Here is a 12,317-nt window from a genome sequence, read left to right as displayed (position 1 = left end):
GACGCGCCGGGTCAGGACGCGTGTGTGTCCGGTTCGGGCAGATGGCGGTCGAACAGGCGCCAGCACGTGAACAGGCACGCCGACGTCAGCAGGAACCAGGTGAAGATCCACATGTAGATGAACGGCACGCCGAACACGAAGCGGTCTTGCGCCGCAACCCATGGCAGCACGCCGATGACGCCGAGATACGGCAGTCCGATGCCGATGAGATACCTGAGCATGGATGTCTCCTCCGAAAGTGTCTTGCCGGGGCCATGGGCGCGGGGGCGCCGCCGGCCATCGGCAATGGGACGGGAGGCAACCGGTCGGACGTTACGTCACTTCACGTCACTTGACGTTGAGCGCAACATATTGCCGGTTGTCTGCATGCCAGTATTGAAGGCCAAAAATATCCGGTGTTAGTACCAGACGCGTGTAATCGATGAGTCCAAGGAAAGGGAAACCCGGCGATGCACGGGTTTCAGCGAAGGCGGACGCTCGAGCATCGTCATGGCTACCCAAGGCGACTACTAAACAGAAACGTGTCCACTGTCGAATTTGCGCCGTCGTCATATACTTTGCCATGGGAACGGGATGACGCAGACGTCGAGGGTGCGTGGTGCCGCATGGAAATGAAGGCTTGGAGAAACGAATGAGCAGGCTGTCGAAAGCGGCGTTGTCGGTACTGGATTTGGTGCCGATCCGGGCGAATGGCACGGTGGCTGAGGCGCTGCAGCAATCGGTGTCGCTGGCGCGTCATGTCGAAGCGCTGGGTTTTGAGCGCTTCTGGTTGGCCGAGCACCACAACATGGACGGTATCGCCAGTTCGGCGACACCGGTGCTGATCGGGCATATTGCCGGCCAGACGTCACGGATTCGCGTGGGCTCGGGCGGCGTGATGCTGCCGAATCATGCCCCGCTTGTGGTCGCGGAGAATTTCGGGACGCTGGCGGCGCTGTATCCGGGGCGCATCGATCTCGGATTGGGGCGCGCACCGGGAGCAGACCAGGCCACGATGCGCGCGCTGCGCCGCGATCGCTTGTCCAATGGCGACGATTTCCCTGAACAGGTCGCCGAGCTTCGGGCGCTGCTCGCGCCCGCGCAACCGGGACAGCGTCTCGTTGCGACGCCCGGGGCGGGCTCCGACATCCCGGTGTGGCTGCTGGGGTCCAGTTTGTTCAGCGCCCAGTTGGCGGCGCATCTCGGTCTGCCGTACGCGTTTGCGTCGCACTTCGCGCCGCGCTTCCTGCTCGATGCGATCCGTCTGTATCGCGAGCTCTTCCGCCCGTCGGCGGCGCTCGACAAGCCCTACGTCATGGTCGGCGCGCCGGTAATCGCCGCGCCGACAGACCAAGAGGCCGCGTATCTGGCGACGTCGACGCAGCAGAAGATTCTGGCGCTGATGCGAGGGCAAAGCCTCAAACTGCAACCGCCGGTCAACGATATGGATGCCCGCTGGGACCCGGCGGAGCAGCATTCGGTTGAAGCGTTCCTCGGCGTCGCGGTCGTGGGCGGTCCGCAGAAGATCGCCCAGGGTCTCGATGCATTGCTGGAGCGCACGCAGGCCGACGAGTTGATGATCGTGTCGGACATTTATGACCCGGCACTGCGCCAGCGGTCTTTCGACATCGTGGCGCAGGTGAGGGCCGACGGGCGTTGAGCGGTCAGATCATTTCGAGCGCACGTTTGCGGCCGGGCGGCTCGAAGACATGATCAAGCGCGGCCAAGTCTGCTTGGCTGAGCGCAACATCGAGCGCGGCGCGATTGGCGCGGACGTGGGCTTCGGAACTCGCCTTCGGAATGACGATAACGTTTGGCTGGCGCAGTACCCATGCCAGTGCGACCTGCAAGGGGGCGATCCCCAGCCGGGTCGCGATCTCCGTCAACACGCCGCGCGTATTCAGCCGGCCCTGCTCGATGGGCGAGTAGGCCATCGTGGGCACCTTGTGCGCGTCGAGCCACGGCAGCAGGTCGAATTCGGCGCCGCGTCGTGACAGGTTGTAGAGTACCTGGTTCACGGCACAGCGGTCACCCCCCGGGGTATCAAACAATTCCGCCATGTCCTCCGTGTCGAAATTGCTCACACCCCAATGGCGAATCTTGCCGGCATCGCGCAACGCTTCGAAGCCGGCGATCGTATCTTCGATCGGCACTTCGCCGCGCCAATGCAACAGGTAAAGATCGAGCCTGTCGGTGCGCAACCGTTTCAAGCTGCGCTCGCACGCTGCGATCACGCCACGCTTTGACGCGTTGTGCGGGTAGACCTTGCTGACCAGAAAGATATTGTCCCGCAGGCCGGCGAGCGCCTCGCCGATCAGCGTTTCCGAGGCGCCCTCGCCGTACATCTCGGCGGTGTCGACAAGCGTCATGCCGAGCGCGACGCCGGTGCGCAGCGTGGCAATCTCCGCGGCGCGGTGGGCGGCCCGCTCTCCCATCATCCACGTACCCTGGCCCAAGGCGGGGACGGCTTCGCCGTCCGGCAACATCACGGTTCGCATGATTGTGTGTCTCCTGCTGGAATGTCTGCCTCCATTATTGCCCGACCCGCAACGCTTGTCCGCTCCCCGCCGGCACCCGTGCGCATGTCGCGGCAGCTTCCGATCTTTCGGCATGCTTGCGCGCCGACGATTCGATCGGATGGGTCCGGGATTCTTACGAACTGCGTGCTTTCTCGGACAAATCTGATCCGCCGGCACTAGGCATGTCCAGTCTGGACCGCTAAGGTGGTGCTTGCCGATGCGCTACCGCAGTCGTTTGCCGATCATCGCAACGAGACGGCGCAAGTGAGCGTGCAGTGCGGCTGCGAATGCGTGCGTCGTTTCTCCGTCGCACGCCGCGCATCGGCAGACATTTCATTGGAACCCCGCGTTTCCCCCCGGCGCGATTTTAGCCGGAGGCATGATGCGAGCAATGGGCGGCATACGAAAGGCGCACGGCATAGGCGCGGCAGGTGTGGCGATTGTGGTGTGGGCGGTGGCGAGCCAGGCTCGGGCGGACATCGTCCCGATCGGGGCGGGCGGCGGCGCGGCCAGCGTTCAGACGGCGCCTGCGGCAGGCGTGCAGCGCGTCGATATTGCTGCGCCCAACGGCGCGGGCGTGTCGCACAACCGATACGCACAATTCGACGTCGGACAAGCGGGCGTCGTGCTCAACAATGCGCGTGAGTGCGCCGATACCCGATTGGCCGGGCAGGTCGAGGCCAATCCTGCCTTGTCCGGCGGGAGCGCGCGCGTGATCCTGAACGAAGTCTTGTCAGGTGCGCCCTCGCAACTTCGCGGCATGCTCGAGGTGGCGGGCGACCGGGCCGACGTGATCGTGGCCAATCCGTCAGGCATCGCCTGTGACGGATGCGGGTTCATCAATGCGAGGCGGGGCACGCTGGTGGCTGGCACGCCACGATGGCGCGACGGCGCGCTGGCGGGATATGACGTTCGCGAAGGCACGGTCGTCGTCGACGGTGCCGGCCTGAATGCGCGCGATACCGACTACACCGCGATCCTTGCGCACGCCGTACGTGTCGGGGGCGCCCTTTGGGCGAACGACTTGCGTGTGACGGCGACTGGCGGGCAGGGCCCGGGCGATGCGAGCGAGCGTGAACGCGAGGGCGGCGCTGCGCCCGATGACGAATACGCGCTCGACGTCAGCGCGCTGGGCGGCATGTATGCAAACAGTATTCGCCTGATTGGTCGCAGGGACGGTCTCGGCGTGCGCAACGCGGGGCGATTGCACGCCGATGATCACTTGCAGATCACCAGCGACGGCGAGGTGCTCAACCGTGGCGCGATGACGGCGGGCGACATCGAAGTCGCGGCAAAGGCGCTGGTCAACGCCCACGGGCGAATCGAGGCAACCCGTTCGCTCGCGTTAGCGGTGGGGGACGACGGCGTTGTCGACAACGGGGCAGGCCGTTTGCTGGCGCGCGGGCACGTTTCGATCGATGCCGGGGCGCTGGATAACGCCTATGGCGATATTCGCAGCGACACGGGCAACGTAACGATCGTGACGCCGCGCCAGGCGCTGAACAACCTGAAGGGTGCCATCCATGCGGGGCGGGACATATCGTTGCGTGCTGCCGGCGTCGATAACGCCGGCGGCACGATCGCGGGCAGAGGCGGGATTGCGATCGATGCGCAGGGGCATCTTGTCGATAACACGCGCGGCCGGATGCTGGCAGATCGTACGCTATCCGTGAAGGCCGGGGAGGCGAACAACAGCTACGGCTTCATGCTCGGGCGAGAGATTGACGTGGCGCTTGCCGGCGAACTCTACAGTGTCCGCGGCCACATGCACGGCACCAACGGCGTATCGTTGCGCACGCACCTCGGGCACCGCGAGGCGGACAGTGACGCGCATGAAAATTAACGTCCGGCGGTCGCAAGGACGTTGCACGGCGCGCTAAAAAAAATTGCCCCGCCAGGCGGGGCTAAAGGCCGATGCTCGCGACACCGGCCAAGGAGGTTGGGCAACATCTGGCGGCGTAGATGCCACGAAAGTCCCGTATTCTGGGCGCATTTCGCCGGTTGTGGATTGGGATAATTCTTATTTCAGGAATCCGGATTCGCCAGCCTGGATGTCGATCGCCCGCCACGGAGGGCGATCGACGGGATTCTCAGGCAAACCTCAGAACGTCATCCGCACACCTGCAAACACGCTGCGCCCGTCGCCCGGATAGAACATCGCCGTGCTCGCCTTACGTGCGTCGGTAATCGTGCTCAGATCGCTGACATAGCGCTTGTTCGTCAGATTGCGTGCGTCGACGTACAGCGTGACGCCACGGTGCAGTTCGTAGGACCCCTGCAGCCCGATCAACGCATAGCCCGGCACACGCAACGTGTTGGCGTAATCGGCATACGCGCCCGCCGGCACCCAGTCCAGCGTGGCGGCGATCTGGAAGTGCTTCGGCCATGCGTAACCGAGGGTTGTGCGCAGCACATTCGCCGGCACGCCCGCGATACGGTTACCCCCGTATTGCGGGTCGTCCTTGAAACGGAAGTCGCTGTAGTTCCAGAGCTGCGAGAGTGTCACGCGATCACCCGTGGCCACGACGTCCTCGAACAAATCGACGGACGCACCCACTTCCAGCCCTTGCAGCACCGTCTTGTTGGCGTTGAACGTCGACGCGGGAATATCGGCGGTTGTCGTGAACTGCAGCAGTTGATCGCGCACGAGCGAGCGATAGCCGGTCACGTCCCATGCCACGCGGCCGAGCTTGCCGCGCGTGCCTGCTTCGATCGTCCAGGCGTGCTGGGCGGCCAGCGGCACGAATCGCGAGGTCGCGCCAAAGGTTTGCGAGAGATCCCCGAAGTCCGGGACGTCGGCATTGCGTGTGACGTCGATGAACGCCTGCACATCCTTGCGCGGCTCCCACAACAGACCGATTTTCGGATTGATGCCGGCGTAGGCGGCACGCGTCGACCGGTAGTTCGGATCGGCGGGCCGTCCGCCACGGTCGACGTACTGCCGCACGTCGCGATAGGCCTTTGCGCCGACCATCAACCCGACCGTCGGCAGGAAGAACAGGCGGTTCTCGAAGTACGCCTCATAGTTGTACGCGTTCTGCCGCGAATCGAGCGTCTGCGCGCCCCGCGAGCCGCCGTTGTTGACGAACTGCAGTGCCTTCGTGTTGCCGCCGAAGAAACGTGCACCGACAATCAGGTCATTGCGCATGCCGGCGACAGTCAGGTTGGCGGTGTAGCGCGGGGCCACGCCATATGTCCAACCGTCCTGATCGAGGACCTGGAAAATCGGGTGATACAGGCTTTTGTGAATCAGCCACGAGGCAATATCGAGCCGACCGACGTCAAGGCGGATCGTCGTGAGGTTACCCAGGCGTTCCGTTCGCGTATTGCGTGCCTGATCGCCTGACAGCGCCGACGCGGCCGCCTTGGTCGGGTTGTTCAGCGCGTCATACAGAGACAGGGCACCCGGCAGCTTCTGGTCGACAATGTACGCGCCGACGAAAAACCGTGTCTCGACGTTCGGCGTGAAGCGGTAGCCGAAATTGGCGTTGAACTGCGCATAGGTGCCCTTGTCGTGGTCGCGGAAGCCGTCGGCACGATTGACGGACAGCGTGGCGATGGCGTCGAGCGGACCATGGATGCGCGACATTTGGGCGCTCGCACGCACGGTGCCAAAGCTGCCGCCATCGATGCGGAACACGTTTGGCGCTTCGGCGGTGTAGGCGGTCGGCGTCACGAAATTGATCGCACCGCCGAGCGTCGTTGCGCCGTAAGCGAGGCCATTGCCGCCTTTATAGACCTCGGCCGAGCGCAAGGCCAACGGATCGATCTGGTAGAAGTCGCCGCTGCCGTCGGCCAGATTGGTCGGGATGCCGTCCTGCAGGAGGTCGATCCCGCGAACGTGATAGCCGCGTGCGATGCCCGATCCCCGGACCGACAGGCGAAGCTCCTGACCGTAGCGGTTCTGGACATAGACGCCCGGCGTGTCCTTGAGCACGTCGCGCAAATTGAACGCGTAGGTATTCTGGTACGCGTCGGCGTCGACGAACCCGACCGAACCCGTCGTCTGGAACAGTTGACGGCGTTGCTGGACGACGCCGGGCGACGTCAACGACTCAGGCGCGGCGGTCACCGTGGTGGCGGGAAGCGTGGCAGCGGGCACCTGCGCAACGGTCGTCGCGGTTGCGGCCGTGTCCGCATCCGCGTCCGTCGTCAGGGCAAAAGCAGGCGCACTTCCGAACACGGCCAGCGAGGCAAAAAGCAGAATCGTGGCGCGATGAAAAGGCGTTGGGCGAAGCATGTTGGTTCTCCTGCGGCTCGGCGTCGAGCGTCGCGCGTGCACGCGTGCGCAGGCCGAGCCAACGCACACGTGCGCGCCGGTGGCCGGCGAGCCATGTGTCAGTTGTTTTTTGAAAAGGTGTGTGCGCCGCGTGAGGCGACCGGGTGTTCAGGAAGCGAGGAGGGGCGGCGCCCGTGCGCGTGCCGCAGGGAATGGCATGCGCGGGTGAAAGGGTGCCGGCGCGCTCAGCGCTGCGTCGGCACCCTGTGGGGCGTCGAGCCCGGGTGTGGCGAAAACGGTGGTGAACAGCGGCTGATGCGCCAACAACGTGCAGTAGCCGCACTTCTCCCAATGGTCGGCGGAGGCGAGCGTGTGGCCGTGGCCTTCGTGGCCTTCGCCGGTGAGCGCCGTTTGTTCGGCATGCGGTCCGGGCGACGCATGCGCGGAACGGGCGGTCGCGGGGGCGTCAGCGGACGCTTGTGTCGCGCAATAGACCGCAAACGGATCGGCTGTGAGCGCCGCACGCCATTGCGCGATTGCCGGCATGAGCGACGCCAGCAGGATCGCGAGCAACGCGATCCCGATTGCGACGCGATGCAGACGAAGCTTGCGCATGCCGGACCTGGAAAGGAGGGGGGAAGTTACTAAGGGGGGACCCGGCATTGTAGGCGCGCCCCGGAATTCGGTAAACGATTCTCATCCCGAATTTTCCGCCGCGCGACAATTTGCCGCAGTCAGGATCACCGTCAACGAGCGCACCCCTTGCGCCCCCTGGATCAGCACGCCCTCGATGTCGGCGGTCGCGGAGGGGCCCGTCACCAGCACGGCGTAGCGCGCTTCATGGAAGTCCGGCAAGCGGTAGATGTCCTGCAGTCCGTCGACGATAGCGGCCGGATCGAGCAGCACGACGAGATGCTGAACCAGATAACCGAGCGCGTTCACGCCATACTCGGCTTCGGAGAGCCACAACGAGCCGGTTTCGGCCACGCCGTAGCGCGCCCGTACGATGCCCACTTCCACGTCATGCAGATGCGCCGGCGGGCGCGTCAGGTCGAGCGGCGCAGCGGACGTTGCTTCGGGCGTTGCGCTCACCAGCACGACGCCCGGAAAGCGTTCGGCGAGCCATGCCGGCAGCGCGGTTGCGCTGTCAAGCGCAACGTGTTCGCCGCCCATGGTCGTCAGGTTCGCGCAGAACCGTGCGAGCCGATCGCCGTGCGGCGTTGCAAACCGCGGCAGTTCAGGCAGCGGGTAGGGGGCGTACGCGTGCGCCGCTTGCGTATGCGCCGCTTGCGCAGGCGTCCATTGCCCGCCGGTCATCGCCACGCGTTGCGCCGCGCGCACGCGCGTCAGGAATTCGTCTTTCGTCGTGTTCATGGCTGGTTGCCTCGCGTGGCTTCGTACCAATCGCGGAACGTCTGTTTCGGCGGTTCAGGCAGATCGCGCTGCTTGCCCCACGTGTTGAGCGGGTTGTACAGCACGAGATTGGGCAGCCGGTGCAGGGCGGCGTTCATCGATTTGACGGACGCGCGGTACAGCACCGGATTCGCCAGCAATTTGCCCGCAACCTTGATGAGGCCGCGCTTCACGCGCGGCAACTCGCCTTCTTCCGCGATGATCTGCCGCCACTTGTACAACTGCTCGTGGATATTGATCCTTACCGGACAGACGTTGGTGCAACTTCCATTCATGGTCGACGCGAACGGCAGCGCGGAAAAGCGTTTCAAATCCGACGCCGGATTCAGAATCGCGCCGATGGGCCCGGCGTACGTGCTGCCGTATGACAATCCGCCGCTGCGCCGGTAGACCGGGCACGTATTCATGCACGCGCCGCAGCGGATGCACTTGAGCGAATACCAGAAGTCGTCCATGGCGAGCCGCGCCGAGCGGCCGTTATCGACGATCACGAAGTGCATCTCCGTACCGGGCCGGGGCATGCGGAAATGCGACGTGTATTGCGTGATGGGCGAGCCGAGCGCGCTGCGCGAGAGCAGGCGGATGAACACGCCGAGATCGGCCATCCGTGGTATCAGTTTTTCGATGCCGAGGGACACGATGTGAACGGGCGGCACATTCGCCGACAGGTCCGCATTGCCTTCGTTGGTGCACACCACGACCGTGCCTGTTTCCGCGACGGCGAAATTGCAGCCGGTCATGCCCGCACCGGCTTCGAGGAACGCCGGGCGCGTGGTCATGCGCTGGCTCTCGGCAAGGTAGTGCACGTCGTCGTTGGCCGGATCGGTGCCGAGCGTGCGGCCGAACAGCTCGGCGACGTCGCCGCGCAGCTTGTGCACGGCCGGCACGACCACATGCGACGGCGGCTGGTTGTCGAGCTGCTGGATACGTTCGCCGAGGTCCGTCTCCATCACGCGGATGCCGCGCGGCTCAAGGTATTCGCGAAGCTCGCATTCGTCCGTCAGCATGGATTTGCTTTTGACGAGAGTCTTCACGTCGTGCGCGGCCAGAATGTCGTGGACCACGGCATTGTGTGCGGCGGCGTCGAGCGCCCAATGGACCTTCACGCCATTCGCTTCGGCGTTGGCAGCGAACTGCGCGAGATAGTCGGCCAGCCGCGAGAGCGTATGCTCCTTGATCTGCGAGGCGAGCGTGCGCAACGTTTCCCATTCGCCGATGCCGGCGGCCTGACCGTCGCGTTTCTGGCGCAGGTCCCACAGCCGCTTGTCATGGAAGGCCACGTGTTCCGTCTTCGCGAGAAACGCCTGCGCCGCCTTGGCGTGATCGACGCGTCCGGTGGGCTTCATGCGGCCACCCCGGCGGCGGCGAGCGTCGTCCCGTTGAGGACCTGCGCGATATGCAGGAATTGCATTGGCATATGCGCACGGGCCGCGCAGCCGCGTTGGTGCATCAGGCAGGACATGTCTGCGGAGACGATGACTTCGGCGCCGGCTGCCGAATGGTCGCGCACCTTGTCCTGTCCCATGCGAACGGACACCGCTTCCTCGCTGACGGCGAACGTGCCGCCGAAGCCGCAGCATTCGTCGGGGCGGGCAGGGGCGGCGAACGTCAGGCCGCGCACGCCCGCGAGCAGGTTGCGCGCCTTCGACCAGGGCTCGCCGGGAATCTCGCTGGCCGACGCAGCATGCAGATGACGGATCGCGCTGCAGCTGTTGTGCAGGCCGACCGTGTGCGGGAATTCGGCCCACGGAAACGCCCGGACTTTCAGTACATCATGCAGGAATTCGGTCAGTTCATAGGTATTGGTGCGCACCTGGGCAGAGCGCGCGGATTCGTCCACGGCCGTCAGATGTTTGCGCACATGGTGCACGCAGGATGACGAAGGCGCGACGATATAGTCGTAGCCGGCGAAATTTTCGACGAAAAGGGTCTCGGCGCCAGCCGCGTCGGCTTCGCAGCCGTTGTTGGCGAGCGGCTGTCCGCAGCACGTCTGACGGCGGGGATACTCGACCGTCACGCCGAGCTTTTCGAGCAGTGCCAGGGTGGCGATGCCGACTTCGGGGAACAGGGCGTCGATAAAGCAGGGCACGAACAAGGCCACTTTCATGGGGAAATCTCTCCAGCGATTGCAAAGCTTCCACCGCGCATGGCGGGTACCCTGCGCGGCGGAAGTGTCGGGCCAGGTGTGAGCAGGCCCTAATGGACCAGCATGCCGGTGAGCCAGTAGGCCTGCACCAGCGTGATGAGGCCGACCAACACCACGAACATCAGGCTATGCCAAAAGGTGAAGCGGAACAGGTCGGCTTCCTTGCCGATCAGGCCGGTGGCGGCGCACGCCACGGCGATCGACTGCGGCGAGATCATCTTGCCGGTCACGCCGCCGGTCGTGTTGGCCGCGACCATCAACAGGTTCGATACGCCGATCTGTTGCGCGGTGGTGTTTTGCAGCGCCGAGAACAGCGCGTTCGACGATGTATCCGAACCGGTCAGGAACACGCCCATCCAGCCCAGCAATGGCGAGAAGAACGGGAACGCGGCGCCGGTGTGCGCGAGCAGCAGCGCGAGGGTGGTCGACATGCCGGAGTAGTTCATGACGAACGCGAAGGCCAGCACCAGCCCGATCGCGAGAATCGGCTTCCTCAGCTCTGAAACGGTTTCGGTGAAGCTGCGAACGCCATCAGACGGCTTCATGCGCAACAGGGCCATCGAGATCAGCGCGGCGAAGAAGATAGCGGTGCCGGTCGCGGACAGTACATCCCACTTGAGCAGTGCATCGATCGGCATCGGCTTCGCCGCGATCGGCGCGGCCTTCGCGACCAGGCGATCGAGGCCGGCCACGTGCCACGACGGAACGGTCCACGCGAGGGCGCCGGTCTTGGCGAACAAAGCCTTGAAGGCTGGCAGGCTCCAGATCGTGACCATGCCGGTCAGGATCAGGAACGGCGACCACGCGCGCAGGATCTGCCAGCCGCTGTAGGGCGACGGTTGACGCGCGCCGCGTGCCGCATCGCCTCCTCCGCCAAAACCACCCAGCGCGGCCGCGCCACCGGAGACTCTCACGCCGGACGTGCCGCGTGCATAAGCCGTCTTCGGTTGCCAGACCTTGAGGAAGCTGGCCAGACACACGAGCGAGAACAACGAGGAGATGATGTCCGGCAGTTCCGGTCCGATATGGTTCGACGAGAAGTACTGCGCGACGGCGAAGCTGCCGCCGGCGACCAGTGCTGCCGGCCAGGTTTCCTTGACGCCACGCACGCCGTCCATGATGAACACGAGCCAGAGCGGCACGAAGAGCGACAGCAACGGCAACTGCCGGCCAGCCATCGCGCCAATATGGAATGCATCCAGACCGCTGACTTGCCCCGCGACGATGATCGGGATGCCCATCGCACCGAAGGCAACCGGCGCGGTGTTGGCGATGAGGCAGAGGCCGGCTGCGTAGAGCGGTTGGAAGCCGAGGCCGACAAGCAGCGCGGCGGTGATCGCCACCGGAGCGCCGAAACCCGCCGCGCCTTCAAGGAATGCGCCGAACGAGAAACCGATCAGCAGCATCTGCAGGCGTTGGTCGTCGGTCAGCGATACGACGGAACTGCGGATAATGTCGAACTGGCCCGTCTTCACGACCACGCGGTACAGGAACACCGCCGTGACGATGATCCACGCGATCGGCCACAGGCCATAGGCGAAACCGTAGGCGGCCGACATCGCGGCCATGCCAGCCGGCATGCCGAAATAGCCGATGGCAACGGTCAGCGCGAGCGCCACCGTCAGGGCGCCGGCAGTATGGGCCTTCATGCGAAGCCCGGCCAGTGCGACGAAAAATAGGACAATCGGCAGCGCAGCCATCAGCGCCGCGATCCATAGCGTGCCACCCGGCACATAGTTCTGAAGCCACACTTCCACTGTAACGTCTCCTCGATTTGGTGATCGATTGGTACTTGTTCCGCGTGCCGTCGCCGTGTCGGAATGCCGTGGGCGGCGGCGATGAGGCGGGTTTCGCGGTTGGCACGGCATCGGGATATCCGGCCGAATGCATCATCGTCACGCAAGGGGGCGCGCGGCAAACTGGTAGTACCAGTTGCCGTTGTCGACACCGCCGCCCGACTCGGGCACACTTTCCGGACTTCATGCATTTCCCGGCGGTGCTGCCCCCCGCGCGCGGAAATCCGCCTGCCAGGCCTGAGAGA

10 protein-coding genes are annotated in these 12,317 nt (G+C 64.7%); 2 read left to right on the top strand and 8 right to left on the bottom strand.

From position 1 onward, the window contains the following. Positions 1-11: 11 nt before the first annotated feature. Positions 12-221 (bottom strand): DUF3311 domain-containing protein, encoded by a 210-nt coding sequence (locus PTE30175_RS15285; RefSeq protein ID WP_150697919.1) that lies wholly within the window; start codon positions 219-221, stop codon positions 12-14. Positions 222-631: 410 nt separating this feature from the next. On the opposite strand from PTE30175_RS15285, the gene PTE30175_RS15280 reads away from it, so the two are divergent. After that, positions 632-1,639, top strand: a complete 1,008-nt coding sequence (locus tag PTE30175_RS15280; RefSeq protein WP_150697918.1) for an LLM class flavin-dependent oxidoreductase — start codon at positions 632-634, stop codon at positions 1,637-1,639. A 4-nt stretch (positions 1,640-1,643) separates the two neighbouring features. On the opposite strand, the gene PTE30175_RS15275 is transcribed toward PTE30175_RS15280, so the two are convergent. Continuing rightward, on the bottom strand, positions 1,644-2,477 hold the full coding sequence (locus PTE30175_RS15275) for an aldo/keto reductase (protein WP_150697917.1): 834 nt from the start codon (positions 2,475-2,477) through the stop codon (positions 1,644-1,646). Positions 2,478-2,877: 400 nt separating this feature from the next. Here PTE30175_RS15275 and PTE30175_RS15270 point away from each other — a divergent pair, with 400 nt between their 5' ends. Next, complete coding sequence (locus PTE30175_RS15270; RefSeq protein WP_150697916.1) at positions 2,878-4,341, top strand: filamentous hemagglutinin N-terminal domain-containing protein; 1,464 nt, start codon at positions 2,878-2,880, stop codon at positions 4,339-4,341. 258 nt (positions 4,342-4,599) lie between these two features. Here the strand turns inward: PTE30175_RS15270 and PTE30175_RS15265 are convergent, their stop codons facing one another. The 6 genes from PTE30175_RS15265 to PTE30175_RS15240 all read right to left on the bottom strand — a co-directional run bounded on the left by PTE30175_RS15265 (position 4,600) and on the right by PTE30175_RS15240 (position 12,033). Then, on the bottom strand, positions 4,600-6,738 hold the full coding sequence (locus tag PTE30175_RS15265) for a TonB-dependent receptor family protein (RefSeq protein ID WP_150697915.1): 2,139 nt from the start codon (positions 6,736-6,738) through the stop codon (positions 4,600-4,602). A gap of 147 nt (positions 6,739-6,885) precedes the next feature. Next, positions 6,886-7,332, bottom strand: a complete 447-nt coding sequence (locus tag PTE30175_RS15260) for a DUF2946 domain-containing protein (RefSeq protein WP_191629081.1) — start codon at positions 7,330-7,332, stop codon at positions 6,886-6,888. Positions 7,333-7,413: 81 nt separating this feature from the next. Then, complete coding sequence (locus PTE30175_RS15255; protein ID WP_150697913.1) at positions 7,414-8,091, bottom strand: LutC/YkgG family protein; 678 nt, start codon at positions 8,089-8,091, stop codon at positions 7,414-7,416. Then, positions 8,088-9,476 carry a lactate utilization protein B gene (locus PTE30175_RS15250; RefSeq protein WP_150697912.1) on the bottom strand — a complete coding sequence of 463 codons (1,389 nt, stop codon included), beginning with the start codon at positions 9,474-9,476 and terminating at the stop codon, positions 8,088-8,090. The genes PTE30175_RS15255 and PTE30175_RS15250 overlap by 4 nt, the downstream gene beginning before the upstream one ends. Further along, positions 9,473-10,237: a (Fe-S)-binding protein gene (locus PTE30175_RS15245; protein ID WP_150697911.1), complete on the bottom strand. Its 765-nt coding sequence runs from the start codon at positions 10,235-10,237 to the stop codon at positions 9,473-9,475. Before PTE30175_RS15245 ends, PTE30175_RS15250 begins: the two co-directional genes overlap by 4 nt. 89 nt (positions 10,238-10,326) lie before the next feature. Beyond that, on the bottom strand, positions 10,327-12,033 hold the full coding sequence (locus PTE30175_RS15240) for a lactate permease LctP family transporter (protein WP_150697910.1): 1,707 nt from the start codon (positions 12,031-12,033) through the stop codon (positions 10,327-10,329). Positions 12,034-12,317 lie beyond the last annotated feature (284 nt).

This window comes from Pandoraea terrae (assembly GCF_902459695.1).
Classification (GTDB): domain Bacteria; phylum Pseudomonadota; class Gammaproteobacteria; order Burkholderiales; family Burkholderiaceae; genus Pandoraea; species Pandoraea terrae.
The sequence above is the reverse complement of the archived record's forward strand: the minus strand, read 5'-3'. Positions and strand labels throughout refer to the sequence as shown.

Coding starts and splice junctions, on each gene's coding strand:
- PTE30175_RS15285 (WP_150697919.1), bottom strand. CDS start 221: ATGCTCAGGTATCTCATCGGCATCGGACTGCCGTATCTCGGCGTCATC.
- PTE30175_RS15280 (WP_150697918.1), top strand. CDS start 632: ATGAGCAGGCTGTCGAAAGCGGCGTTGTCGGTACTGGATTTGGTGCCG.
- PTE30175_RS15275 (WP_150697917.1), bottom strand. CDS start 2,477: ATGCGAACCGTGATGTTGCCGGACGGCGAAGCCGTCCCCGCCTTGGGC.
- PTE30175_RS15270 (WP_150697916.1), top strand. CDS start 2,878: ATGATGCGAGCAATGGGCGGCATACGAAAGGCGCACGGCATAGGCGCG.
- PTE30175_RS15265 (WP_150697915.1), bottom strand. CDS start 6,738: ATGCTTCGCCCAACGCCTTTTCATCGCGCCACGATTCTGCTTTTTGCC.
- PTE30175_RS15260 (WP_191629081.1), bottom strand. CDS start 7,332: ATGCGCAAGCTTCGTCTGCATCGCGTCGCAATCGGGATCGCGTTGCTC.
- PTE30175_RS15255 (WP_150697913.1), bottom strand. CDS start 8,091: ATGAACACGACGAAAGACGAATTCCTGACGCGCGTGCGCGCGGCGCAA.
- PTE30175_RS15250 (WP_150697912.1), bottom strand. CDS start 9,476: ATGAAGCCCACCGGACGCGTCGATCACGCCAAGGCGGCGCAGGCGTTT.
- PTE30175_RS15245 (WP_150697911.1), bottom strand. CDS start 10,237: ATGAAAGTGGCCTTGTTCGTGCCCTGCTTTATCGACGCCCTGTTCCCC.